The organism is Rhodoblastus sp. (genome assembly GCF_019449565.1).
GTDB lineage: Bacteria > Pseudomonadota > Alphaproteobacteria > Rhizobiales > Beijerinckiaceae > Rhodoblastus.
In genome coordinates, this window is sequence record NZ_JAGRPM010000030.1 from 46,055 (window position 1) to 71,358 (window position 25,304).

The 25,304-nt window shown below is 65.4% G+C and carries 25 protein-coding genes; 14 read left to right on the forward strand and 11 right to left on the reverse strand.

Features of this window, described 5'->3' with window-relative positions:
- Position 1 precedes the first annotated feature (1 nt).
- The 6 genes from QZ409_RS07285 to QZ409_RS07310 all read right to left on the reverse strand — a co-directional run bounded on the left by QZ409_RS07285 (position 2) and on the right by QZ409_RS07310 (position 3,874).
- On the reverse strand, positions 2 to 445 hold the full coding sequence (locus QZ409_RS07285; RefSeq protein ID WP_296708635.1) for a hypothetical protein: 444 nt from the start codon (positions 443 to 445) through the stop codon (positions 2 to 4).
- Positions 446 to 452: 7 nt separating this feature from the next.
- Positions 453 to 848, reverse strand: a complete 396-nt coding sequence (locus QZ409_RS07290) for a DUF3126 family protein (protein ID WP_296708638.1) — start codon at positions 846 to 848, stop codon at positions 453 to 455.
- A 93-nt stretch (positions 849 to 941) separates the two neighbouring features.
- Positions 942 to 1,772, reverse strand: a complete 831-nt coding sequence (gene cysE / locus QZ409_RS07295; protein WP_296708640.1) for a serine O-acetyltransferase — start codon at positions 1,770 to 1,772, stop codon at positions 942 to 944.
- Positions 1,773 to 1,859: 87 nt separating this feature from the next.
- A complete protein-coding gene (locus QZ409_RS07300; protein ID WP_296708643.1) occupies positions 1,860 to 2,633 on the reverse strand; it encodes an alpha/beta hydrolase in 774 nt (257 codons plus the stop codon).
- 24 nt (positions 2,634 to 2,657) lie between these two features.
- Positions 2,658 to 3,296, reverse strand: coding sequence for an NrsF family protein (locus QZ409_RS07305; protein WP_296708887.1), 639 nt, complete (start codon positions 3,294 to 3,296; stop codon positions 2,658 to 2,660).
- 5 nt (positions 3,297 to 3,301) lie between these two features.
- Entirely contained in the window at positions 3,302 to 3,874 is a 573-nt protein-coding gene (locus QZ409_RS07310) for a sigma-70 family RNA polymerase sigma factor (RefSeq protein WP_296708646.1), read from the reverse strand.
- A 177-nt stretch (positions 3,875 to 4,051) separates the two neighbouring features.
- On the opposite strand from QZ409_RS07310, the gene QZ409_RS07315 reads away from it, so the two are divergent.
- The 6 genes from QZ409_RS07315 (at position 4,052) to QZ409_RS07340 (ending at position 9,123) form a co-directional block, all read left to right on the forward strand.
- Positions 4,052 to 4,357, forward strand: coding sequence for a DUF2282 domain-containing protein (locus QZ409_RS07315; protein WP_296708649.1), 306 nt, complete (start codon positions 4,052 to 4,054; stop codon positions 4,355 to 4,357).
- A gap of 19 nt (positions 4,358 to 4,376) precedes the next feature.
- Positions 4,377 to 6,044 carry a DUF692 family multinuclear iron-containing protein gene (locus QZ409_RS07320; protein WP_296708653.1) on the forward strand — a complete coding sequence of 556 codons (1,668 nt, stop codon included), beginning with the start codon at positions 4,377 to 4,379 and terminating at the stop codon, positions 6,042 to 6,044.
- Positions 6,045 to 6,056: 12 nt separating this feature from the next.
- The gene (locus QZ409_RS07325) at positions 6,057 to 6,554 is read left to right on the forward strand and encodes a DoxX family protein (protein WP_296708657.1); all 498 of its coding nucleotides are present in this window, start codon (positions 6,057 to 6,059) and stop codon (positions 6,552 to 6,554) included.
- Between the two features lie 91 nt (positions 6,555 to 6,645).
- The gene (locus QZ409_RS07330) at positions 6,646 to 6,888 is read left to right on the forward strand and encodes a zinc-finger domain-containing protein (RefSeq protein WP_296708661.1); all 243 of its coding nucleotides are present in this window, start codon (positions 6,646 to 6,648) and stop codon (positions 6,886 to 6,888) included.
- Between the two features lie 63 nt (positions 6,889 to 6,951).
- A complete protein-coding gene (locus tag QZ409_RS07335; protein WP_296708665.1) occupies positions 6,952 to 8,154 on the forward strand; it encodes an FAD-dependent monooxygenase in 1,203 nt (400 codons plus the stop codon).
- Between the two features lie 45 nt (positions 8,155 to 8,199).
- Positions 8,200 to 9,123, forward strand: a complete 924-nt coding sequence (locus QZ409_RS07340; RefSeq protein WP_296708670.1) for a division plane positioning ATPase MipZ — start codon at positions 8,200 to 8,202, stop codon at positions 9,121 to 9,123.
- 110 nt (positions 9,124 to 9,233) lie between these two features.
- Here the strand turns inward: QZ409_RS07340 and QZ409_RS07345 are convergent, their stop codons facing one another.
- The gene (locus QZ409_RS07345) at positions 9,234 to 9,713 is read right to left on the reverse strand and encodes a glutathione peroxidase (RefSeq protein WP_296708674.1); all 480 of its coding nucleotides are present in this window, start codon (positions 9,711 to 9,713) and stop codon (positions 9,234 to 9,236) included.
- 39 nt (positions 9,714 to 9,752) lie between these two features.
- Entirely contained in the window at positions 9,753 to 12,257 is a 2,505-nt protein-coding gene (locus tag QZ409_RS07350; protein WP_296708677.1) for a GumC family protein, read from the reverse strand.
- A 264-nt stretch (positions 12,258 to 12,521) separates the two neighbouring features.
- On the opposite strand from QZ409_RS07350, the gene QZ409_RS07355 reads away from it, so the two are divergent.
- The 8 genes from QZ409_RS07355 (at position 12,522) to QZ409_RS07390 (ending at position 21,504) form a co-directional block, all read left to right on the forward strand.
- Positions 12,522 to 13,082 carry a polysaccharide biosynthesis/export family protein gene (locus tag QZ409_RS07355; protein ID WP_296708680.1) on the forward strand — a complete coding sequence of 187 codons (561 nt, stop codon included), beginning with the start codon at positions 12,522 to 12,524 and terminating at the stop codon, positions 13,080 to 13,082.
- Positions 13,083 to 13,235: 153 nt separating this feature from the next.
- Complete coding sequence (locus tag QZ409_RS07360; protein WP_296708683.1) at positions 13,236 to 14,402, forward strand: glycosyltransferase; 1,167 nt, start codon at positions 13,236 to 13,238, stop codon at positions 14,400 to 14,402.
- Complete coding sequence (locus tag QZ409_RS07365) at positions 14,399 to 15,667, forward strand: O-antigen ligase family protein (protein ID WP_296708686.1); 1,269 nt, start codon at positions 14,399 to 14,401, stop codon at positions 15,665 to 15,667. The genes QZ409_RS07360 and QZ409_RS07365 overlap by 4 nt, the downstream gene beginning before the upstream one ends.
- Before the next feature lie 97 nt (positions 15,668 to 15,764).
- On the forward strand, positions 15,765 to 16,145 hold the full coding sequence (locus QZ409_RS07370; protein ID WP_296708688.1) for a DUF423 domain-containing protein: 381 nt from the start codon (positions 15,765 to 15,767) through the stop codon (positions 16,143 to 16,145).
- Positions 16,146 to 16,193: 48 nt separating this feature from the next.
- Positions 16,194 to 17,336: a glycosyltransferase family 4 protein gene (locus QZ409_RS07375; protein ID WP_296708692.1), complete on the forward strand. Its 1,143-nt coding sequence runs from the start codon at positions 16,194 to 16,196 to the stop codon at positions 17,334 to 17,336.
- 49 nt (positions 17,337 to 17,385) lie between these two features.
- Complete coding sequence (locus QZ409_RS07380) at positions 17,386 to 19,215, forward strand: AsmA-like C-terminal region-containing protein (protein ID WP_296708694.1); 1,830 nt, start codon at positions 17,386 to 17,388, stop codon at positions 19,213 to 19,215.
- A 21-nt stretch (positions 19,216 to 19,236) separates the two neighbouring features.
- Positions 19,237 to 20,127 (forward strand): LysR family transcriptional regulator, encoded by an 891-nt coding sequence (locus tag QZ409_RS07385; RefSeq protein WP_296708699.1) that lies wholly within the window; start codon positions 19,237 to 19,239, stop codon positions 20,125 to 20,127.
- 90 nt (positions 20,128 to 20,217) lie between these two features.
- On the forward strand, positions 20,218 to 21,504 hold the full coding sequence (locus tag QZ409_RS07390; RefSeq protein WP_296708704.1) for an alpha/beta family hydrolase: 1,287 nt from the start codon (positions 20,218 to 20,220) through the stop codon (positions 21,502 to 21,504).
- Positions 21,505 to 21,561: 57 nt separating this feature from the next.
- On the opposite strand, the gene QZ409_RS07395 is transcribed toward QZ409_RS07390, so the two are convergent.
- The 3 genes from QZ409_RS07395 to QZ409_RS07405 all read right to left on the reverse strand — a co-directional run bounded on the left by QZ409_RS07395 (position 21,562) and on the right by QZ409_RS07405 (position 25,218).
- Complete coding sequence (locus tag QZ409_RS07395) at positions 21,562 to 22,257, reverse strand: DUF2147 domain-containing protein (protein WP_296708706.1); 696 nt, start codon at positions 22,255 to 22,257, stop codon at positions 21,562 to 21,564.
- Between the two features lie 86 nt (positions 22,258 to 22,343).
- On the reverse strand, positions 22,344 to 22,574 hold the full coding sequence (locus QZ409_RS07400) for a cysteine rich repeat-containing protein (RefSeq protein ID WP_296708710.1): 231 nt from the start codon (positions 22,572 to 22,574) through the stop codon (positions 22,344 to 22,346).
- 37 nt (positions 22,575 to 22,611) lie between these two features.
- The gene (locus QZ409_RS07405; RefSeq protein ID WP_296708713.1) at positions 22,612 to 25,218 is read right to left on the reverse strand and encodes an MMPL family transporter; all 2,607 of its coding nucleotides are present in this window, start codon (positions 25,216 to 25,218) and stop codon (positions 22,612 to 22,614) included.
- Positions 25,219 to 25,304: the final 86 nt, after the last annotated feature.

Below are 25,304 nucleotides of genomic sequence, written 5' to 3' on the forward strand. Positions count from 1 at the left end.
TTCATTTCGCCAATTTGGCGCCCGCCTTGCGCGCAAAGTCGTGCGCCGTGCGAGCCTGGCACAGCGCCGCGAAAGATTGATACATCGAGCCGGAATTGCCTTCCGCTATCCTGTCGCAGCGCTTGAGCGCTGCACCATAGGCTTTCTTGAGGGGCGGCCGGGCCTTCGGCAGGAACAGAGCCTCGCATTTGCCGCGCACCATGTCGCTCAGGGCGTTGTCGGCCGATGAGCCGAGCTGGCAGAGCTGGAGCCGCCGATAGGCCGTCAGGCAATCCGGCGCGGCGGCGATGGCCTGCTCGACCGCGGCCACATAGCTGCTCGCTTTGGCGGCCGCCTCGTCACTGACCGGGCAAGCCGCTTCGGCCAAGGCTGGCCCGGTGGTGGCTGGCCCTGTTGAGGCGAGCGCCGCAGCCAGAACGAACAGCCGGAACGCCGCGCCCCTCACGGCTTTCTCACAAATCTTCGAGATCGAAATCGAGGATCGCCATTTGCAAGGTATAGGACTTGCCCTTGGGATCGTCGGCGGAAATCACGCCGAGGAAATCGTCGCCCCGGTTGAGCTCGACTGAATCGTTCTTCTTCATGCGCGCGACGATCTTGAGATCTTCATTGTCGAACAGCCTGCGCAGATATTCCTGCAACACGGGACGCTCGACCGGGATCTTCATCGAGAACGAGAAGGAACGGTCGCCGTCCTCGTCATCCACGATGATCTGGCCGATCTGGCGTTCGCCAAACGTCACGACAGCCTGTTCGGTGTCCTTGGGGTCAAGCCCGACCTTGATTCCCGTCGCGCCGAAGGCGTTCCGCAGGAATTCCTGCAATTTGCGCAATTCGCTCTTGTCCAAGACCCGTCTCCGTCCGCGGTTTCAACGCGAGGCTTGCCAAAAAGCCGCGCGCCGCGCAAGGGGCGAGAAGATATTACCGGTATAAGCGCCGATTCAATCCTCTTCCGCTTTCGCGGCGAGGATCTGGTCCATTTCGCGCGCAGGCTCCGCGCAGCCCGAGGCGCCGACAATGCGGGCCGGCACGCCCGCGACCGTGACGTTCGGAGGCACCGGCTTCAGCACCACCGAACCCGCCGCGATGCGCGAGCAATGGCCGATCTCGATATTGCCGATGATCTTGGCGCCGGCTCCGATCAGCACGCCGTGCCGGATCTTGGGATGACGGTCGCCGCGCTCATGGCCAGTGCCGCCCAGAGTTACGCTGTGCAGGATCGACACGTCGTCCTCGATCAGGGCCGTCGCGCCGACCACGAGGCCGGTGGCGTGATCGAGGAAAACGCCCTTGCCAATGCGCGCCGCCGGATTGATGTCGGTCTGAAAGGCCGACGAAGAACGGCTTTGCAGATAAAGCGCGAAATCCTTGCGCCCCGTGTTCCATAGCCAATGGGCGAGCCGATGGCACTGGAGCGCATGGAAGCCCTTGAAATAGAGCACCGGCTCGATCACGCGCTGGCAGGCCGGATCGCGGTCGGCGACGGCCAGGATGTCGGCACGGATGGCCACGCCCAGCGACGGGTCGCGCGCGGCGAGATCGAGAAAATTCTGGCGGATCAGATCGCCGGGGAAATCGGGATGCGACAGGCGCGAGGCGAGGCGATGGCCGACCGCCTGCTCCAGCGTCGCATGATTGAGGATCGACGCCGCGAGGAAGGAGCCGAGTTCCGGCTCGCGCCGCAGCGCCTCCTCGGCCTCGCGCCGGATCTGCGCAAAGACCGGATCGGATTCGGTCTTGTGCAGCGTCCGCACATTGCCGGTCGTCGTCATGACATTCTCCCTTCCGCACGTGCGGAATATTCCCAAAGCCCAATTTACCACGCCGCGACGGCGCTGTCGCCGCCCCCTCAGCCCTTGTCAGGCCTTGGAAATCCCTTCCAGAAAGGCCAGCACGCCTTCCTTGTAAACCTTGTCGCCGACCGCGCGGTTGTGGTCCCGCCCCGGAATGACCAGGGCCCGAGCGTTCTGCATCATCTGCGCCAGCGGCTCCGGGTCGCCGGCGACGTCATCCTCCGAGCCGACGCAGATCAGCGTCGGCGTCTTGATGGTCCCCACCACGTCCGCGCTCAGCGCATGTCGCGACCCGCGCATGCAAGCGGCAAGAGCGTGAAGATCGCTCTTGGTCGCTTCGGCGAAAACGCGGAACATGCGCTGCATCGGATCGGTCAGGCCCTCCGCCGACGGCGCCTCCATGGCGTCGGCTATGCCGGCAGGAAGCCCTTCTCCATCCACCAGATGGATTCCAAGACCCGCGAGCACAAGCCCCCGGACCCTTTCCGGCGAGGCGGCGGCCATATGGGCGGCGATGCGCGCGCCCATCGAATAGCCCATCACATCGGCGCGGGCGATGCCCAGATGATCGAGCAAGTTGACAGCGTCGGCGGCCATGATCCAGGGCGAGTACAGGGCGGGATCATGCAGCTTTTCGCTGCGCCCGTGGCCGCGATTGTCGAACACGATCACGCGCCGTCCGGCGTGGGTCAGTGTCTTGACCCACTGGGGAAAGAGCCAGTTGACGCCGTGGTTCGAGGCGAAGCCGTGGATGAGGAGGATGGGCTCGCCCTTGTCCGCCGTCGTCGGGGCGAAATCGAGAAAGGCGAGGCGCACCCCGTTCGACGAAAATTCCTGCATGGACCAATCCTGTGCGCGCCGCGCCTACCAGCGCAGCAGACGCCCGCCCGCAACCCAGCCGAGGGCGACGACGACCGATGTCGCGATCATATACCAGACAGCGACGAAGAAGGGCGAGTCGTCCGGGCAGTTCATGGCGTAGAGCGTCGCCGCGAGGCCCGAGGCCGCGAAGGCCGCGGCCGCGCCCGCCCGTTGCGGATCGCTCGGGGCGCCATGCTTGAGCGCCAGGAACAGGCCGGCCAGCGGCGCGAGCGCCATCAAAGGGATGAGCGTCAGGCAATGAACGGCGTTATGGCCGATCAGGCGCGCGCCCCATTGGTCCGCCGGGACGCTGGCCATCTCGGCCAGGCAGGCGGCCAGAACCAGCGCCGGCGCGAGCAGGACCGCGCGCCGCGCCAGCCCGGCCGCGACGCCCGGACGCGATAGCCGCCAGGTCAGGACCAGCCCGGTGCAGGCCATGGTCAGCGTAAAGACGAATTTGAACAGGAAACGCGGGTGGTCGAGCGAGGCGAAAAACGTGTCGCGCAGGCCAAGAAAAAGAAAGAAGCCGATGGCGGAGACGAGAAAGCCCAAAGCGAGGTCGAGCGCGAAGGCGCGCGACAGCGGCGCGGCTTTCGTGTCATTGTCCGCCGCCAGCGCGGCGATGAGGTCCTCGGTCTTCATCTTCGTCAATCGCTCATTCTTCGATAAAGCTCCGCCAGAGCCTTGAGCCCGCGATGCACGGACACGCGCAGGGCCCCTTCGCTGACCCCCAGGTTTATCGCCGCGTCGCGCAGGCTCTCGCCCCGGATCGACACGGCCTCGATCGCCTCCCGCTGCTTCCCGCTCAATTGATCGAGCAGGCGCAGGGCGTCCTGCCGCTCCAATTCCCGCTCGACATTCTCAGCCTCGGGCGGGGCGGCGAGGACATTCTCGAAATCCGCGATATCCGTCTCCGCGCGGCGGCCGCGACGGCGCATCATATCGATGACCTTGTTGCGCGCGATGGCCGAGAGCCAGGGCGTCAGCGGCTGGCTGGAATCCCAGGTGTGGCGCTTGAGATGAATGGCCAACAGGGTTTCCTGCACCGCGTCCTCCGCCTCGCTCGCCGAAAGACCGGCGCGCGCGCAGGCCCTTCGGCACAGGTTGCGCAGATAAGGCGCAAGGGCGGCGAGAAGGCGCTGGTAGGCGGCGCCATCGCCCGCCAAAGCGGCGCGCATGGCTGCGCTCCATTCCCGATCCTGCGCCAGCAAATCCGGCATCCAATACTCATCTTCGCGCGAGGGCGGCGGATTGTTACAACGGAAACGTCGCAATTGCACGCCAGCGCGATTTTTTCTCGCGGCGCGACTTTTTTTGCGATCCGGCGTAACGGCGCGGCCCGCCCCGCGTATGGTTGGACAGGCGAACAAGCCTGCCCCAGCAAAGGAGATTTCTTGATGAGCAAATCCAGCATGACCCGCGATCTCGTCGTTTCAGCCTCGCTCGCCGCCTCGCTGATGACGGCCCTCGCCGCCGTCCCGGCGCGCGCCGAAAGCAAGCAGGAAAAATGTTTCGGCGTGGCCCTCAAGGGCGCCAATGATTGCGCGGCGGGCGCGGGCACGACCTGCGCCGGAACCTCCGCGATCGATTATCAGGGCAATAGCTGGAAATTCGTGCCCAAGGGAACCTGCGAAGCCATGAAGCTGCCGGGCGGCCGCACAGGCTCGCTGACCCCGCTCGACCGCGATCATTCCAAATCGTGATTTCAGGAGCCGCGTCGCCATGAATATTCGCCCGCAACCGCACAGCAACGCCGCCGTCCTCGCGCAAAACAGCGTGGGCGCCGGGCTGAAGCCGGCGCATTTCGCGGAAATTCTGGCGACGCGGCCCGATATCGGCTTCTTCGAGATCCACGCCGAGAATTACATGAACGCCGGCGGGCCGAACCATCGCTGGCTTGCCGCAATCCGCGAACGTCACGCGATTTCAGTCCATGGCGTCGGCCTGTCGCTCGGTTCCACCGAAAAGCTCGACCGCGACCATCTGGCGCGGCTGAAACAGGTCGTGGAGGGCGCCGAGCCCGCGCTTGTTTCGGAGCACTTGGCGTGGTGCGATTTTTCCGGCCGCGTCTTTCCCGACCTGCTGCCCCTGCCCTATGACGACTCGGCGCTGCGCCGCGTCGCGGACAAGATCGACGCCGTGCAGCAGGCTTTGGGCCGCGAAATCCTGATCGAAAACCCTGCGACCTATCTGCGCTTCAGAGGCGATGCCCTGTCCGAGCCGCAATTTCTCGCCGAACTCTGCGCGATCGCCGGCTGCGGCCTGCTGCTCGACGTCAACAACGTCCATGTCAGCGCGATCAACCATGGCTTCGACGCCGAAGAATATCTCGACGCTTTTCCGCTGGAGCGGGTCGGCGAAATCCATCTGGCCGGCCATGCCGAAACCCGCGACTCCCAAGGCGCCTTCCTGATCGACGATCACGGCGGCCCCGTCGCTGAGGAGGTCTGGGCGCTCTATCGCCATGTGATCTCGCGCGCCGGCCCGCGTCCGACGCTGATCGAATGGGACAATAATATCCCGGACTGGCCCGTTCTGCTCGGCGAGACGCTGAAAGCGCGCAGGGCGTTGGACGCCAGCCGCACGCCCGCCAGTCACAAGACGAGGGTCGCGGCGAAAGGCAAGGCCGCGCCCGCCAACGAATTTTGGCAAGACGACTTCGCGACGGCCTTGCGCGACCCGGACGCGCCCGTTCCGGCGCTGTTCGCTCCCTGCGACGCGGAGGCGCGTTTCGCGGTCTATCGCAACAATACCGCCGTCGCGGAGATCGGCGCGCTCAAGGAGCAGTTTCCGACGGTGCTGCAACTGGTGGGCGATAACGCCTTTTCCGGCCTCGCCCGCGCCTTCGCGCGCAAAATACCGCCGCGCTCGCCCATTCTCGGCGATTATGGCGCGGAGTTTCCCGAATTCGCAGCGGAATTCCTGTCTGAACAGGAGGCCGAGGAAACGCCATATTTGCCCGATGTCGCGCGGCTCGATTGGGCCTGCCTGCGCGCCCAGCGGGCTGAAGAAGCGGAGCCTTGCGATGTGGCGCGGCTCGCGTCGCTCGATCCGGCTCGAATCGGCGTGGCCCGCGCCAGAACCCATCCCGCGCTGGCGGTCGTTGCGTCGGACTGGCCGCTGCTGGCCCTGCGCGACCCGGAGGCGCGGGCGATCGACGACTGGCGCGCCGAAACGATCCTCGTGCTGCGGCCTCAGGCCGAAGCCCGGCTGATCGCGATTTCGCCCGGCGCCGCAGCCCTCCTCCATGCCTGCGCCAAAGGTGCGACACTGGCCGAGGCCGCCGAGGCTGGCGCGCGAGCAGAAGACAATTTCGATTTCGGCGCGACCCTCGTTGCATTGACCCACGCCGGGGCCTTCGTCGATTTCATTTTTGACACTCAAATCTAAGGGGAGAATTCCATGAGCGCGCTGACCGCCCGTTATCCGCTTGAACTGCCTTTTTGGCGAGTTGTGAAGCCCGGTCTCGTCAATATCGCGCAACTTGCCCTGCGCGTGGCGCTAGCCGTGCCGTTCTATCGCTCGGGCCTGACGAAATGGGACGGCTTCCTGAACCTCAGCGACAGCGCCGACGCTTTGTTTTCCGACGAATTCAAGCTGCATTTGTTCGGTGGCGAATATGCCTTCCCGGCCCCGCACGCGATGGCCTTCGCCTCGGGCTGCATGGAAATTCTACTGCCGATCCTGCTGATTCTGGGTTTCGGAACGCGGCTGGCCGCGCTCGGCCTGTTCGGCATGACCGCGATCATCCAGCTTACGGCGCCCGAGGGCTGGGCCAATTTTCACCTGATCTGGGCCGCGACCGCCCTTGCCATCCTCGCCCATGGGCCGGGCGCGATCTCGCTCGATGCGCTGATCGGACGCGCCTTCGGACGCTCCTTGCCCAAAGGCGATAGCTGACCGAGGCTGGCGCCCCCTACACAAAGCCGGCGGCATTGATTATGGTGCGGCGCATTGAGCGCCAGCGCCGCCTCCTATCGGATCGAGACCCATGTCGGACCACGCCATTCCGCATTTCCACAACCAGCCCGGACTTTCGAAAATTCGCGTCGGCGCCAAGGAATTTATGTGTATCGGCGCGCTGCCGCCTTTCGACCATCCCCATGTCTACATCGACATCGGCTCGGATTCGGAGGCGGTCTGCCCTTATTGCTCGACGCTTTATGTTTATGACGCCGCGCTTCACGGCCATGCCGATCCCGCGGAATGCGAAGCCCCGGCCCAGGCAGCCTGAAGAGCGGCCTGAGAAGCAGCCTGAGGCGGCGCGCGGGAATTTTCGCGCCGTGGGAGTGCGCAAGTGACTTCGCAACAAGTTTTCGTGATCGCGGGCGGCGGCGTCGGCGGCCTTACCGCCGCGCTGGCGCTTGCCAAGGCCGGCCAGCCCTCGCTGCTGCTTGAGCGCGCCACGGCTTTCCGCGAAGTCGGCGCCGGCTTGCAACTCTCCCCCAACGCCAGCCGCATCCTGCGCGAACTCGGCGTGCTCGACTCGCTGATGACAAACGCGGTCGTCACCGATTACATCCGGCTGCGGCGCGGCTCCGACGGCGCCGACCTGACCCGAATCCCGCTGGGAGACGCCGAAAAGCGTTGGGGCGCGCCCTATATCGCCGTCCACCGCGCCGATCTCCTTGCCGCCTTGGTGGCGAAGGCGCGGCTGGAGCCGCTGATCGAGATCAGCAATGATTCGACCCTGACCGGCTATATTCAGGACGAAAAGGGCGTCGCCGCGACCTATCGATTCGACGGCGAATTTCGCCGCGCCTCGGGCGCCGCGCTGATCGGCGCCGACGGCGTGCGCTCCATGGTGCGCGGGCGCCTCATCGGCGGCGACGCCGACAAGCCCGCCTATACCGGCCACACCGCCTGGCGCGCCGTATTGCCTTCGGCCAGCCTGCCCGAGCCCTTCCGGCGCAATGTCGCCAATCTCTGGTTCGGCGAGAGGGCGCATCTCGTCCATTATCCGCTGCGCGGCGGCGCCTTCGTCAATGTCGTGGCGCTGGTCGAGGATGCCTGGCGCGGCGAGAGCGAAAGCGCCGATCCCGATATATGGGACAATGTCGGCGACCGCAAATTCCTGATCAATCGCTTCAAGACTTGGTGCAAGGAAGCTCAGGATCTGATCGCCACCGCCGACGCCTGGATGCGCTGGCCCCTGTTCGACCGGCCCCCGATCGATTCGTGGTCGCGCGGCAGAGTCGCCCTGCTCGGCGACGCCGCCCATCCCATGCTGCCCTATCTGGCCCAGGGCGCGGCCCAGGCGATCGAGGATTCCGTTGCGCTGGCGGCCTCGGTCACGGCCAATCCCGGCGACCCGACCGCCGCCTTGCTGGCCTATTCGGCGTCGCGCGCCGACCGAGTCCGGCGCATCCAGCAAGCCGCGCGCGCACAGGGCGAAATCTATCACTTGTCCGGATTCAAGGCTTTCGCGCGCGATGTCGTGCTGCGCGTCGCGAGCCCCGGCCGGCTGCGCGCCCGGCAGAACTGGATTTACGCGGCCTGAGAGCGAATACGCTATAAGGACCCGCGCGTGACGCGAGAGAGCCACATGAACACTGACTCTGCCGAAGCGCCGGAGCTGCGCGCCGCCCATGTGATCGTCGTCGCCAATGAAAAAGGCGGCTCGGGCAAGTCCACCATGTCGATCCATCTGACGGTGGCGCTGCTCAAGGCCGGCTATCGCGTCGCGACCATCGATCTCGACACCCGTCAGCAGACCCTGACGCGCTTTTTCCAGAACCGCGCCTCCTGGGCCCGAAATGCGCCGTGGAATGTCGAGCTGCCGAAGCATTTCGCCCCCGAGCGCGGCGAATCGTCCAATGCGCAGGAGAATGAATCCGCCGAATTCGCCACTTTCGCCGAGGCCATCGGCGAAGTTGAGCATGATTATGAATTCGTGGTGATCGACACCCCGGCGAGCGATTCCTACCTGATGCGGCTGGCCCATTCGCTGGCCGACACCCTGATCTCCCCGATGAACGACAGTTTCATCGACATGGATGTGCTGACCCGCGTCCATCACGACCGCGGGCAGCGCGGACTGGTCGCGCAATATGCGGAAATCGTCATAGAGGCGCGGCGTAAGCGCCGCCTCGTGGATAACGGCCTGATCGACTGGGTGCTGGTGCGTAATCGCATCGCCACCTTGCAGACCAACAACGCCCGCCAGGTCGACAACGCCCTGCGCAAGCTCGCGGTGGAATTGCAGTTCCGCGTCGCCGAAGGCCTCCACGACCGCGTCATTTTCCGCGAATTATTCCCGCTTGGCCTCACGGCGATGGACGCCATCGAAGAGGCCAACCACAATCTCACCCCGTCGCAGCAATCGGCGCGGCGCGAGATCGCGACGCTGGTCAACGACCTCCGCCTGCCCTCCCGCGCCGAGGGCGCCGATTATCTCGAATCGCGCCACGTCTGGTTCGAGGCGATCTCCAATTATTACCGCGAGCTGACGTCCAAGAAGGATAACTAATATCAAGCCTCACAGGTGATCACCTGTGAGGCTTGATTAGGCGCGAATGCGCCGCCGAGCCTATGCGAGGGATTCCTTGACCGCGATGAGTCGCGGTCAAGGAGAAATAATTAAAGCGCCTTCTCGACATCGCCGGCGATGTCCTCGGGCTTGTCATTCGGCGCATAGCGTTTCAGCACCTTGCCGTCGCGCCCGACCAGGAATTTGGTGAAATTCCACTTGATCGCCTCGGTGCCGAGCAGACCCGGCGCCGCCTTCTTGAGATGGCGATAGAGAGGATGGGCGTTGGCGCCGTTCACTTCGATCTTGGCGAAAAGGGGAAAGCTGACGTCATAGTTCAGCTCGCAAAAATTCTTGATTTCCGCCTCATCGCCCGGCTCCTGATGGCCGAACTGGTCGCAGGGAAAGCCCAGCACATCGAAGCCGCGCGTGAAAAAGCGCTGCTGCAGCGCCTCCAGCCCGGCATATTGCGGGGTGAAGCCGCATTTGCTGGCGACATTGACGATCAGCAGAACCCTGCCGTCGTAATCCGCCATTTTCTTGTTTTCGCCGTCGATGGTCCGGACTTCGATATCGGCGATTTCAGTCATTACGCGCTCTCCCGGCAGGGCAATATTTCCTGCCGCAGATCATGCCGCCATTTCGACGATTTCGCCAAGGGAATCGACGCCAGCGAGCAGAATCGCCCGGGCGCCCGCGGCGGCGAAATCGTCGTGCAGGAAATCGCGCGCGGTGCCGTCCTCGGCGAAAATCACGGTCAGATCGGCGTCGGCGGAAATGCGCGCCGCTTCCGAATTCCAGCCCGTGGCGACCAGAACGAAATCATAGGTGGATTGCAGCGCGTCGAGAATCAGATCGAGATCGCCGGATTCGTCGCTGACCGCGCCGCCTGACTGGATGATGTGCAGGCGCGAGGCGCCGTCGCGATAGATCGCCTCGGCGAATGAGGCTTCGCCATGCAGCAGCTGCGCGAGGCCGGGTTGGGCCTCCTCGAATTCGTCGCGGCCGTCCGCCAAAGCGAGAGCGTCGGCCAGGGATGCGTCATCGTGGTCGATCTGGACCAGAATCGCGCGGCCCTCCCGCGCCATGGCGCGGGCGAGCGCGAGGCTGGCGCAAGCGGAGGCCGATTCGGCGGCGCTGGCGACCAGAACCTTGGCGCCGCCGCCGGAACGGGCGGCCGCGATCCGCTCGACAAGGGCGCGCGAGGCCGCATTGCGCGGACGCGGCGCCATTTTGACCATGACGTCCGACGTCGCCTTGGGCTCGGGCTCAGCCACAGCGGGAGCCGCATCCCGCGCATCGGTTTGAGGCTTGGCCTGCGGCGCGAGAAGGGCGACGGGCTCGGCCTGGGACTCGATCCGGGCCGCCGTGGTCGCTTCCCGTTGCTTGGGCGGAGACGCCGGCTCGCTGGAAGCGGGCGCGAGAGCTTCCGCTGGCGCCGCATATTCGGCCACCGCCTGTTTGACCCGGCTGAGCAAGCTCTCAGGCTTTGCCTTTTCGGCGGCTGCACGATCCATCCCGAAGCCGAAAACCGCTTTCTTCAAGCCTGCAATTGTGGAATCGCCAGCGGTTTCGCGCGCGGAAGAAACGTCCGCAACGGCAGCCGGAGGGGCGGCGGGAGCGGCGATCTCGCGCTCGGCAATCGCCGGCTTGATCGCGCCCCGGGCAGGCGCCATTTCGCTCTCCGCATCGATCGTGGCGCGCTCGCGTTTCGGTTCCGTCCGCGCCCGCTCGCCCGACAGCTCCCGCGCCACGACATAGGCCGAGGAGAAGAACAGGCCCGCGATCGCAGCGAAAATCGTGATCGGCAGCTTCTTCGGGAAGACCGGCTGGCTCGGCGCCAAAGCGCGGGAAATGATGCGCGCGTCCGGGGGCGCCGAATCGGCGACGTCCCGCGACAGGGCGGCCTGATATTTGGCGGCGACGCTGGCGAGCTGATCCTTCAGGATCTTGGCGTCGCGCTGCAGCTCCCGCAATTGCGCAGCGTCAGCGTTCGAGGCGCCCACGGCGCCCTTCTGCTCCTCAAGCAAGGCGGTGAGATTGGCCACCCGGGTCGCGGCGACGCGAGCGTCATTGTCCTGCCCGCGCGCGGCCTTCTCGACCGCCGCGCGCAGCTGGGTCTCGATATCCGACAATTGCGCCTCAAGCCCCTTGATGAGCGGATGGGCGGGCAGCAGCGTCCGCGATTCCAGCGCGAGCTGCGAACGCACCGCGACGCGCTGCTCTGCGATTCGCCGCACGAGGTCATTGCTGGAAATTTCTCCGGCGTCGCCAAGGCGGCCCTGTTTCAGCAGGTCGCGCAGGCCGCGCGCCTTGGCCTCGGCTTCGGATTGCGCGGCCCGGGCTTCCGCGAGCTTGGTCGCGATCTCGCCCAGTTGCTGCGTCGGCACCGAGGTGTTTTCGCTGCTCTCATAAAGGCCGGTGCGGGCGCGGAACGCCTCCATCTTGGCGTCGGCCTCTGCGACACGCGTCTCCAGCGACCCCATCAGCGGGCGGAGCGCCTGCGCGGCCTGATGGGCGCCCTCGCGCTTCGCCTGCGATTTCAGGTCGATATAAAGCTCCGCGACGACATTGGCGCCGCGCGCGGCGAGGTCCGGATCGCGCGAGGTGAACTCGACCTGGAGCACGCGCGTCTTGGACGGCGACATTACCGTCAGATGGTCGATGAAATTGGTCAGAAGCCGGTCGTCGGGCTGCTGGTCGAGCGACCTCCCGCCCAGCCCGAACAAGGCCAGCGGGCGCATCAGGGAGGACAGAAAGGATGCGTCGGGGTCGAATTCCGGATTGCCCTTGAGGCCAAGTTTCTGCACGGCCTTGCGGGCCAGATCGCGCGACGTGAGCAGCTGGATCTGGCTGTTGATCGCCTCGGCGTCGAAATCCTGCGGCGCGCTGGCGTCCCGCGCGCCCTCCGGCGCCGCGCTGGTGAAATAGCTTTCCTGATTTTCGACCAGGATACGCGCTTCCGCCATATAGCGCGGGCTGACCATGAGGCAAAACACGAGAGCCGCCGCGGCGGCGCCGAGCGTCGCCTGAGCAATGAGCCGCTTGTTGCGGCCGAGCGCCGCCGTAACGCCGTTGAGGTCGATTTCCCCACGTCCGCCGACTGCCTCAGAATCGAATTCCCGCGCGCCCATCGAAGACTCCATTAACCATGCGAAATCTAGGGGCTCATGGTTGAGGTGAGGTTAACCAAAAGGTTCGGATTGCGCCTATCGGCGCGTTTTTTGCGCTGCACACGAACTGAAAGCCGCAACTTTCCATTTTGTTTCCGATAGTTAGCCGCGCACCCTCCGGGAAGGGAAAGCTGTTCAAAACGTTAAAGGCAAAGCTTTGTTAACCATGAAAGGATAGGTTCTCGACGTGGCCGCGGCGATGCGGCGCCGTTTCAGGTCGAAAAAATGCGTCGATCCCTGCTCATTGTCTGCCTTGCCTTGTCGGCCGCGCTCCAGGGCTGCGCCGATGGGCGCCGCCTTCCCGCGGACTTTCAAAGCTATGCGGACAGGCCTTATACGCTCGGACCCGGAGACCGGCTGCGCGTGATCGTGTTCGGTCAGGATTCGCTCAGCAATTCCTTCGCGGTTGACAGCTCCGGCCAGATCGCCATGCCCCTGATCGGCGTCGTGCCCGCGTCTGGCCGCACGCCCGCTCAGCTCGCCCGTGAAATAGAGGCGCGCCTGCGCAATGGCTATGTGCGCGAGCCGCGCGTTTCCGTCGAGGTCGAGGCCTACCGGCCTTTCTTCATTCTCGGCGAAGTGACGACCTCGGGCCAATATCCTTTCGTCAACGGCATGAGCGCCGAAACCGCCGTGGCGATCGCCGGCGGCTATACCCCCCGCGCCCGCAAGGACATGGCCCAGATCACCCGCACCCAGGACGGCCGCACCGTCACCGCTCAGGCGCCCATGAACATGCCCATTCGCCCCGGCGACACCATCTACATTCAGGAACGGTTTTTCTGATAACCATTATTTATAATGAATTTCAGTTATTTACATATAAATCTTCATCATTGATGAGAGCCTTGCGGAAACCCCCTTCCCGCCGCCGAGGCGCCGGGCCTCTTTTTTAACATTCGTCGGCTACAAGAAGCCGGATTGTGGATTCCGGGCCTCATGAATTCTCGCGAGCGGAGCTTACGCATCCTGCATGTGTTGCGGGCGCCTGTTGGCGGCCTGTTTCGGCACGTGCTGGACCTCGCGTTGGAGCAGTCGCAGCGCGGCCATGACGTCGGCCTGATCATGGACTCGACCACGGGCGGCGAGCAGGCCCGAAACCAGCTCGCCCGGCTTGCTCCCGCGCTCCGGCTCGGCGCCACGCGCATCCCGATGCGGCGGGAGCCGCATCCCGGCGATCTCGCCGCGATCCTGCGCGTCTGGCGCGAAATCGCCCGGCTGAAACCCGATGTCATTCACGGCCATGGCTCGAAAGGCGGCCTCTATACGAGGGCGACGGGCTTCCTGCCCTGCCCCGGCCGACCGCTGCGGGTCTATACGCCGCATGGCGGCAGCTTCCATCCCCGGCGCGGCCACGACCTCTATCTCGCGGTCGAGCGGCTGGCGGCGCGCCGGACAGACCTTCTGCTCTTCGAGAGCGATTACATCGCCGCGCGCTATGCGGCGACCGTCGGCCCCACGCGGGCGCTCCAATGCGTCGCCAAGAACGGCTTGCGGCTGGAGGAATTCGCGCCGGCCCCAGCGGGGCCGGACGGCGCGGAATTCGTATATGTCGGCGAGCTTTCGAGCTTCAAGGGCGTCGACGTGCTGATCCAGGCGCTCGCCGCGATCCATGCCGGCGGCCAGGCGGCGCCTCGGCTGGTTGTCGTCGGTTCGGGCTGCGAATCCGGAAAGCTCGCCGCCCTCGTCGAACAACTGGGCCTGAACGCCCATGTCGGTTTTTACGGCGTGCTGCCGGCGCGCGACGCCTTCGCGCTCGGCCGGATCGTGGTGGCGCCAAGCCGCGCCGAATCGCTGCCCTATATCGTGATGGAGGCGATCGCCGCCGACAAGACCGTCATCGCCACTGATGTCGGCGGCGTCGGCGAGATTTTCGGACCCTTGCGCGAAAAGCTGGTACCGCGCGACCAGCCAGAGACACTGGCCCGCGCGATGCTCGCCGCCCTGGGGCAGGACGAGGCTGAGGCGGCAGCCGAGCGCGCCATTCTGTCGCGCCATGTGGCGAGCCATTTCAGCGTCGAGGTCATGGCGGATTGCATCCTCGCCGCCTATGAGCTGGCGCTGGCGCGCCGGGATGGCGCCGCGCTCGCGGAGGGGCGGCCATGACCGGAACCGACTTCACCGGGGCCGAATTGGCCCCGCCCCGCGCCGCCCTGCGCTGGAGCTTCGATTACCGCAAGCTTGTCAACGCCTGCTTCTGGCTGACCATGTTCAGCGGCTCGGTGGTCTTCATCGAACCCTCGCCCTACGACATCCTGATTCTGATCACCATCGCGCTCTGGGCGTTCGGCGGGTTCACCGTGCATCGCGCGATCCTGCCCCTGGTGCTGTTTCTGTCGCTCTGGACCTTCGGCGGTTTTGTCTCCCTTATCCCTTACTGGCATGAGGAAGACCCAGTCAGCTTCATGTTCCACACCTTGTTCATCAGCTCGACCGGTATTTTCTTCGCGTTGTTCCTGTCGCAGCAGACTTCAAGGCGCGCCGAACTGCTGCTCTCTGGCTATGCCGCCTCCTGCGTCCTGGCGGCGACGATCGCGGTCGTCACTTGGCTCGGCGACTTCGGCGCCGATGGCGACTGGATCAAGGACGGCCGCGCGATGGCGCCGTTCAAGGATCCGAACGTGCTGGGCTCCTATATGGTGACCGGCGTCATCTATCTCGCCCAGCGCCTGCTGCTGGGACGCACGCGCTACGTCTGGCTGGCGCTGCCGAGCCTCGCGCTGATCCTCGCCGCTTTGTTTCTCTCCTTTTCGCGCGGCTCCTGGGCCGCCGCGATCCTCTCGATGACGATGGTCGTCGGCTTTCTGTTCAAGACGACGGATTCCCTCGCCTTGCGCGCGAGGATCCTCGCCGGCGCGGCGGGCGGCCTGTTCCTCCTCGTCATCGCGGTGACCGGAGCGTTGAGCGTTGAAAGCGTGCGTGAATTCTTCTTCCAGCGCGCATCGGTGACGCAGGACTATGACGAGGGTCCGAATGGACGTTTCGGCAATCAGGCCCGGTCGATCCCCATGCTGTTCGACCTGCCCAACGGCTTCGGCCCGCTCCGCTTCCGCCTGACTTTCGGGCTGGAGCCTCACAATTCCTACATCAACGCCTTCGCCTCGAACGGCTGGCTGGGCGGTTTCGCCTTCATCGCCTTGATGCTCTCGACCTTTTTCATTGGCTTCCGGCAATGCCTGACGCGGCATCCATGGATGCGTCCCGCGCAGGTGCTGTTCGCCGCAACTTTCGTCTTTTTCGTTCAGGGCCTTCAGATCGACATTGACCATTGGCGCATGTTTTATGTCTCGCTCGGCGCCGTCTGGGGCATCGAGGCCGCGCGACAACGCTGGCTGCATGAGGGTCTTCGGCTGGACGAAGAAAGCCGCTAGCAAAGCGGCGCAAGGCCAAGGCCTCGCAATGCTCCCGCCGCGCGGCGTTGGCGCTTGGACTATCGCTGACAAGCATTTTTTGGAAGGCTAAACGGACATGAACAAAGCCCTCGGCGTCCTGAATGCCTGCGCAGGCCTGTTCGGTGCTTGCGGCGTGGCGGCGGCGGCCGCAGCGGCGCATGTGCCGGGCGGAGAGCGCCTCAACGCCGTCGCCCTGATCCTGCTGGCCCATGCGGCGGCGCTGCTCGCCCTGACGCCCCGCACGCGGCCGGGCGAACCGGGCGCCCGGCTCTGGCTCGCCTCGGCAGTCGCGCTTGCCGTGGGGGCCGTGCTGTTTTCGTCCGACGTCGCCTTGCTGACGCTTCGCGGCGCGCGCCTCTTCCCCATGGCCGCGCCGACCGGCGGAATGACCCTCATCCTCGGCTGGCTCCTGGCGTTTTTCGCTGGAATGACAGGGCTTTCGCGGCGCTACCGTTAATTAACGGCGAGGCGCTATCGTCCCAGCCACTCCACCCACGGGTCCGGGATGAAAGTCGCGATTGTTCATGAATGGCTGGTGACGCGCGCGGGCTCCGAAAAAGTCGTGGAGGAAATCCTCCAGCTCTATCCGGAGGCCGATCTTTTCACCTTGATCTGCGCCTTGCCGCCCGGCCAAGACGACATGCTGCGCGGCCGCAAGGTCACGACCTCCTTCCTGCAGAACCTCTGGGGCGCCAAAACCCGCCACCGCTCGTTCATGCCGCTGATGCCGCTGGCAATCGAGCAGTTCGACCTTTCCGGCTATGACCTGGTCATTTCCTCGTCCCACGCCGTCGCCAAGGGCGTGATCACCGGGCCGAACCAGGTCCACATCTCCTATATCCATTCGCCCATGCGCTACGCCTGGGACTTGCAGCACACTTATCTGGCGGAATCCGGTCTCACGCGCGGCTTTCGCTCTGCGCTGGCGCGGGCGCTGCTGCATTACTTGCGAATCTGGGACCTGCGCACGGCCAATGGCCCCGAGCGCATGATCGCCAATTCGGCCTATATCGCGCGGCGCATCGCCAAGGTCTATCGCCGCAAGGCCGATGTCGTTTATCCGCCGGTGGATATCGCCGCCATGCCGTTCTCGGCGCAGCGCGAGGACTTCTACCTCGCGGCTTCGCGCATGGCGCCCTACAAGCGCATGGCCCTGATCGTCAGTGCCTTCGCCCGCATGCCGGACAAGAAGCTGATCGTCATCGGCGACGGGCCGGAACTTCCGCTGGTGCGCCGCCTCGCGACTTCGAACATCACAGTGCTCGGCTATCTCGGCGACGAGGCGCTGCGCGACCACATGCGGCGCGCCAAGGCCTTCGTCTTCGCGGCGGAAGAGGATTTCGGCATCATGCCCGTCGAGGCGCAGGCCTGCGGCGCCCCGGTAATCGCCTTTGGACGCGGCGGCGCGCTGGAGACCGTGACCGGGCTGGACGGCGACCGCGCCACGGGCCTTTTCTTCGATAGCCAGAGCGAAGAGGCCATCGTGGAGGCCGTGGGACGCTTCGAGACCGCCGCCGGCCGCTTCACGCCCGAAAACTGCCGCGCCAACGCCGAACGCTTCTCCGCCGAGGCTTTTCGCACGGCGTTCAAGGGAATCGTGGACGAGGAACTCGCCCGCGCGGCCCCATTCCTGAAGCCCGCACTGTAAAATCGCATTTGCCGATTGCCGCGGCGGCGCGGATGATTATCTTGTCGCCATGAAATTCAATATCAGATGGGTTCTGGCCGCCGTCGTCGCCGCTCTGGTTGCGCTCGCCGCCGCGCCGTGGACCGTCTCGCAAAGCGCTCAAATCGACGCCATCGAAAGGGCGATCAAATCCGCGTCCAATGCGCGGCTGGTCTCACACGGACGCTCCGTTTTCGCGATGCTGCCGCGCCCCCATATCCGCATTTATGACGTCAGTCTCGATTTCGACGACGGCCTGGCGGCGGTCGCCGCGTCCAGCCTGCGCGTCGACCTCGGACTGACCGGCCTTTTCACGCGCCGGCTCGACCTCGCCCGCGTGACCCTCGCCGACGCCGTCGTGACCCTCGATCCCTCCCGCCTAACGCTTGGCGCCGGCGTTCCGGGCCTATTGCGGACCGCGCCGGGCGATATAGAAGTGACCAATGGCCGGGCGCTGCTTCGCCGCGGCGCTGGCGAAAGCCCCGACCTGATCGCCGAGCTTTGCGAAGCGCGGCTCGAATTCAGCCGCGCCAGCGCGCCGGTTTCTCTCACGGGCCATTGCGTATTGCCGATGCTCGGCGACGACCGCGCGCCGATCCGCTTCGCCCTCTGGGCCGCCAAGCCCGCCAACCTCCCGCGCGGCGAGGAAAGCCCCATCACGCTCCGCGCCGATGGCGAGGCCTTGCAGCTCAGCATGAACGGCGCCTTTGCTCTCGCGCCCAAGCCGCATTTCCGTGGCAGGATCGCGGGCGTCGCGCCATCGCTGCGCCAGGTCACGCAATGGTTCGGCCTCACCCTGCCGCTGCCGGGCCATTATCGCAATTTCTCGATCAAGGGCGACGCCACGCTCGATCAAAGCCTGTTTTCCATCGCGCCGGTCGCCATTACCGTCGACGGCAATTCGCTCGACGGCGCCGCCTCTGTCCGGCTCGACGGGCAGAGGCCGGTGATCGCCGCGACCTTGGCCGGATCGGACGTCAACCTCGGGCCGATGTTCGAGAATGTTCCCGCCCCGATTTCCGGCGGCCAATGGAGCCGCGACAATTTCATGCCTTCCCATCTCGGCGCGGCGGACCTCGATTTGCGCCTTTCCGCGAGCCATGCGCGCCTGGGCGATTTCCAGGCGGATAATGTCGCGGTTTCGGCGATCCTGAAAAATGGCAGGCTCGATCTTTCGCTCGCCGAGGCCTCGGCCTATTCGGGCCTCGCCCACGCCCGCGCGATCATTGCCGAAAGCCCGGATGGACTCGATGTTCGCGGCTCCGCCTCGGCAGAGAAGATCGACGTCGCGGCCCTGTTCTGGGATGTATTCCGGCGCCAATCGCTTTCCGGCTCCGCGCGCGCCAATGTCAGTTTCGAGACCGGCGGCGATTCCTTCTACAACCTCGCCAGCCGGCTTGACGCGCGCGGCGATTTCACGGTGGAGTCGGGCGAGATCTACGGCATCGACCTCGGCCTCGCCTTCCGCCGCCTGGAGCGGCAGCCGCTCTCCGCCGGCGTCGAATTGCGCTCCGGGCGCACCTCGTTCGACCACCTGTCCGCGAAATTCAATATCGTCCAGGGACAGGCGGAGGTCGAGGACGGTCTGGCGCGCGACGATCACACCAGCGTCGCCTTCTCGGCGCGGGCGCAGATCCCTGATCGCACCGTCGATCTGCACGCCATCGCCACCCGCGCGCCGGCCGCCGCGCCCGAGGGCAAGCCGCTGCAGATCGGCTTCGCTCTCTCCGGCGGCTGGGACGACGCGGCGCTGACCCCAGACGCTCTCGGCCTGATCCGACGCTCGGACGCCGCGGCGCCGCTACTGCCCAAGCCTGCGCTCACGCCGACGCCTACGACAACGCCACCGCCACAAAACTAAGGTGCTTCACGGGGGCTCGCCATGTTCATTCGGCAATTCGAATATCTGGACGCCCTCGCACGCGAAAGGCATTTCCGCCGCGCGGCCGAGCTTTGCCATGTCTCGCAGCCGACCCTCTCCTCCGCCGTCGCGCAACTGGAGGACGAACTCGGTGTGCTCCTCATCGAGCGGGACCCGCGCTTTCAAGGCCTGACGGCGGAAGGCGAGATCGTCCTCTCCCGGGTGCGGCGCGTGCTCGTCGAAATCGAAATGATGCGCGCCGAAGTGGCGGAGGCGCGCGACGGGCTGACGGGCAAGCTGCGATTCGGCGTCATTCCCACCGCCTTGCCGCTCGCGGTCCATGTCACGGCGCCCTTCTGCGCCGCCTGCCCCACCGTGACGCTCGAAGTGCTGTCGCTGACCTCGGCGCAAATCCTGGAACGGCTCGCGAATTTCGAACTCGACGCCGGCATGACCTATCTCGACAACGAGCCCCTGCCCGGCGTCGTGGCCAAACCGATCTACGCGGAAACCTATTGCCTGCTGACCCGCGCCGACGGGCCCCTGGGCGACCGCGTCTCGATCACCTGGGCAGAGGCGGCCGAACTGAAGCTCTGCCTGCTCACCGGCGACATGCAGAACCGCCGCATTATCGACGGGATTTTCCGCTCGATCGGCAAGACGCTCAGGCCGGCGATGGAAACCAACTCCATCTTCAATCTCTGCACCCACGCCGCCTTGCCCGGCGTCAACAGCATCGCCTCGACCCAGGTGCTGGAATTGTTTGGACCGCCGCAGGGCGTGAAGGCGCTGCCGCTGGTCGAGCCGGAAGCGCGGCGCATGGTCGGGCTTGTCGTCGCCGACCGAAACCCCGCGCCGCCGCTGGCGCGCAAGCTGATGCAGACCGCGACGCCCCTGCCCGCGCCCGATTGAAGGCGCGGGCCGCAAGCGAGGAAAAATCGGAACCTCGGCTGGGCCAGCGCGCTTGTGGTTCTGTCGCTTCGCTTTCGCCGGAGGGCCGCCGTGACGCTGCACCATGTCGAAATCCTTCTCGGGCGCGAATCGCTGCCCGGCGACCTCGCCCTGCCGCCAAATCCGCGCGGCCTTGTCATTTTCGCCCATGGCTCCGGGTCCAGCCGCTTCAGCCCACGCAATCGACAGGTCGCCGAGGCCCTCAACGCCGCCGGCTACGCCACTTTGTTGTTTGATCTCCTCACGGAGGACGAGGCGCTCGACCGGCGTAACGTCTTCGATATTCCGCTGCTCGGCGCGCGCATGGCGGATGCGATCGACTGGGCGCGCAACGACGAAAGATTCTTCGCCGCCCCCATCGGCCTGTTTGGCGCCAGCACCGGCGCAGCGGCTGCGATCCATGCCGCCGCAGCCCGCGAAGGCGAAGTCTCGGCGCTGGTCTCGCGCGGGGGGAGGCCGGACCTTGCAGAGCGCTGGCTTGGGTCGATGACCGCGCCCACGCTCTTCATCGTCGGCGCGGAGGACCGCGAGGTTCTGGAACTCAATCGCGCGGCGCAAAGACTTTGCCTCGCGCCCACGGAATTAAAGCTGGTTCCCGGCGCCACCCATTTGTTCGAGGAGCCGGGCGCGCTCGGTCAGGTTCTGACGGCCGCAACGGAATGGTTCGACCGCTATCTGCGCCCGCGCCCGATCCTGTTTCGCGACCGCGTTGCGGCGGGCCGCGTTCTCGCCGACGCCCTCGTCCGGCGGGCTCCTTCCCGTCCTGTCGTTTACGCCCTGCCGCGCGGGGGCGTTCCGGTCGCCGCCGAGGTCGCCCGCGCCCTCGATGCGCCGCTTGACCTGATCCTGGTGCGCAAGATCGGGTCGCCGCAAAACCGCGAGCTTGCTCTCGGCGCCGCCGTAAACGGCGACAAGCCGGAAATCGTCATCAATCAGGAAATCGCGCACGCGCTCGGGATCGACGAAGCCGAAATCCGCCATCTCGCAGCGCCGGAATTTGAGGAGATCGAACGCCGCCGTGCCGTCTATCTCGGCGGATTGCCGCCCATCCCGGCGCGCGGGCGGACCGCGATATTGGTCGATGACGGGATCGCGACGGGCGCGAGCATGGAGGCCGCGATCCACGCGCTCAGGCGCCGCAGTCCGCAAAAACTGATCCTGGCTGTTCCCGTTGCGCCGCCCGACTCGCTGGAGCGGCTTGGCGGCCTCGTCGATGAGGTTATCTGCCTCGCGGCGCCGGCGGATTTCTATGGCGTCGGCCAGTTTTACCGCGAATTCCACCAGCTCGACGACGCCGAGGTTGTCGCGATGATGAAGGAATTCAAGGGCAAGAGCTGAAGCACGCTTTATTCCGGCGCCGGATTGAGCCCGGCGCCGGAATGCGAATGCAAACCGTTATTGCGCCTTGGGCGCCGCCGGTTTGGCCGCCGCAGGCGCTGCGGCGCTAGCGGGTTTCTTGCCCTGGACGCCGGCAAGCGCCGCGATCGGCTCGCCCGGAATGTCCGCCGCCGCCATCGTATCGTCAGGCAGGCGCGTCCAGACGCGGGTCTGGCCGAGCAGCGGCGTCCCGATATAGCCGCGCAGGTTGAGCTTCTTGTTATCCGGCGTGACGTCGAGCTCGGCGCTCCAGATCTTGCCATCGCGCGGATCGAGGATATGCCCGTCCTCATATTTCGCGGCGCCATGGCGCTTCATGCCATAGACGATCACGAGGCCCATCATCGGCTGATTTTTCTTTTCGCCGGTGCAAGCCTTGCACAATGGATCGTCGGGCGGCTCTTCCGGATAGGTCACCGCCTTCACGAGTCGGCCCTCGTAGAGCCCGTTCTTTTCGTAGAAATAGAACACGCCGCCTGGGCGCCCGTCGTCATTATAGGCCTGCCAGAAGCCGGTGAGGAGCGGGCCTTCCACATGGGCGGCGGCCGTGGCTGGCGCCGGTTTGGGCGTCTCCGCGAAGGCCGAAAAGCCCGTCGTCGCCATCAGCGCGGCTGCTCCGAGCGAAACGCCGAGAGACAGGCCGAGCGACACGCCGAGACCGGAAAGGGCGCGCGGAAACCGCGCTTTCTGTTTGGTGTCTAATGTTGGGCGCATGAGCGCTCTCCTGAGATTCGGCGTGACGCGCAGGATGCGCGATCCTGCCAGCGATCCGTGGAAAAATTCAGACAGGGACGAAAAAATCAGACGCCATTGCTCTCGAGCATCTCGCGGCAAGGTTTGGACAATTTGGCCCGGTTCGCCTGCAGGCAGGAGAGAAAGGCGCCGTCGCCGGCGTCCGGCGGAATTTTGTGACAGTATTTGCGGACGTCCGGACGGCAGGCGGCGTCTTGCTCCTGCGTGCCCCCGGCGAGGGCGGAGGCGCCGGAAAGGCTAAACAACGCGATTGAAAACGCCACAACCCGAATTTTCATGAATCTCACTCCAGTTCTCGCACGTTTAAAGCCGAATTCAGACATTCTCTGGGCGCTCGGCTTTCGGGGGCTTGCCCATCAGGATGGGCTGGAACAAAACGGCGGCGGCCAGGGTGCAGGCCAGCGACAAGGCCAGCAATTTTCCCATGCTGGACGTGCCGGGATGACTGGAAAACCACAGGCTGCCGAAGGCGGTGGCGGTAGTGGCCGCCGAAAAGATCACCGCGCGCGTCAGACTGGTCTGGAGCAGGTCCGTCTGCCCCTGACGCCACGCCATGATGTAATAGATCTTGAAGGCGACGCCGACGCCGAGCAGCAGCGGCAAGGCGATGATATTGGCGAAATTCAGCGGCATGCCGATCAGGACCATGATCTCCATGGTCACGACGCCCGCAAGCGCCAGCGGGATGAGCGTCAGCGCCACGTCTCGCGGCTTCTTGAGCACCAGCATGAGAATGACCGCGATCGAGACGAGCGCCAGCGCCCCCGCCTCGACAAAAGCGCGAACTACGGTGTCGCCCGCTTCGAGAATGGAAACCGGCCCCAGAATGGCCTCGGGCTCGACCTTCAACACCGCGCGGGCGAAGGAGCGCAGATTGTTCGGATCGCCTGAATTGTCCTTGGGCGTCGCCGAGATGCGGGCGCCGCCCCCCGGCGCCATCCAGTCGCGGACGAGGACTTCGGGCAGGCTCGCCCGGGTCACCCCCTGCGGACGCAAGGCCTTGCGAAGATTGGCGAAGTCGAAGGCCAGCGGATCGACCAGCGCCGCCCGGGCCGCCTCGCGCCTGTCCGGCGCGCCGGCGGCGAGGGCCTGCAATGCGGCGGCGAGCCGCCGCGCCGCCGCGCCGCCGTTTTTCTGCGCGGCGTTCTGGGGGGCGTCAGCCGCTTCGACTAACCGTTCCGCCGCCTCTTTCAGGGCGTCGATATTGTCCGAATCGGCCGTAACTGCCTGCGGCGTCTTGGGCTCAAGCGCCGGCAGCAGCTTGGCCGCCGCCTTCGCGATCAGGGCGAGCTTCTGCTCCTGATCGCTGGGGATGAAGCTCGAAAGCGTGCGCGCCTCGGCGACATCCGGCAGCGCAGCCAGCTCAGCGGCGATCTTGTCGGCCTGTTCGAGCGTCGGCGCGATGGCCTGGACGGCATAGACGCCATTGTCCGGATCGCGCGCCAGCTCGAGGTAAGTGGCGACCGATTCCGTGTGCGGATCGCGCAGATTGATCGGATTGAAGTCGAAACGCAGCCAATAGAGCAGAGGCAGGCCCGCAACGACGACGAGAGCCGTGCCGGCGATGATGCCGACGCGATGCCGTGACATGAAACGGTCGACCGGCGCGAGCTGCGCGTAGCCCATCGGCTCCGGTTCGCCCGGAGGGTTGAACAAGGCGATCAGCGCCGGCAGGAAGGTGACGCTCACCGCGAAGGCGACCAGCATGCCGACGCCCGCGATCTGGCCAAGCTCCGACACGCCCTTGTAATCCGTCGGCAGGAAGGACATGAAGCCCGCAGCCGTCGCTAGTCCGGCGAGCGTCAGGGGCGCGCCGAAATAGAGCGCGGCGCGGGAAATCGCGGTGTTGAGATTGTCGATCTCGTGGCGCTCGGCCCGGTAGCGGACGCTGAACTGAATGCCGAAGTCCACGCCGATACCGACAAACAGCACCGCGAAATAGACCGAAATCAGGTTGAAGGAACCAACCATCGCCAGCCCGAGCGCGGCCGTGACGGCGAGGCCGACGAGAAGATTGATTCCGACTGCGAGAATGAGGCGGCCCGAGCGCAGCGCGCGCCAGAGGATGAACAGGACGATCGCCGCCGTGATGGTTCCGTCGCGCGCGGCGTGCTCCTTGATGGTGCCGAATTCCTCGTCGGCCATGGCGACCGGGCCGGTCAGACGCACGTGCGCACCATAGGCCGGGAGAATTTCGGCGGCGGCCTCGCGCAATTTCGTGCTGGCGGCAAGGCCGGGTTGCACGGAGGAATAATCCATCACCGGGCGCATCTGGATCACGCCGCGCAATTCCCCCGGCGTAGCCGGGCGCCCCTCGGTGGCGACGCGCCAGGAAAAACTCGCGGGACGGCGGGCATTGACGGCCTCGACAGTCGTCGCGGCGGCCTCCATCAGCCCCGTCATCTGATCGAGCTTGACCCGGTTGGACGTGACGCCGAGCAGGCCGTCCTCCAACCCGGCGACCAAGCCAACCAGGCTCATGTCGGAGGCGAGATCCTGAATAAGCGGCGCGCCCTGCTGCAACCCGTCCAGAGTCTCGCGCAAAGCGTCGGTTGGCAGGAACAACAGGCCGTTCTGAGCGAAAAAGGGCAGGCCAGCGATAAACGCGACCTCAGAGAAATGGGCTTTATCCTCCGCGAGCCGATCCGCCAGAGCCGTCGCGGCCTGCGTCGTCAGCTCCGGCGTTGGCGCCTCGACCACCGCGTAAAGCATTTTCAGGCGGTGGAAGGCGCTCTCGAAGGCCTTTTCGCGCTTGCGCCAGGCTAGATCATTCGAAAGGAGGTCGTTGACGTCTGAATTGATCTTGAAATGAGCCGCCGTATAGAAGCCGGCGCCCAGTCCGAGCAATAAAAACGCCAGTGTCACGCCGCGCGCATGGCGAACGCAAAATTCAACGATTCGGACGATTGTGGTGGTAAGCATGGGCGCGGGAGAGTTGCGTAATAAACTCGCGAAATCAAGCGAAAGCGCGCGGAAAGATTGGGCCTTCCATACGCAACGCTTGCGGC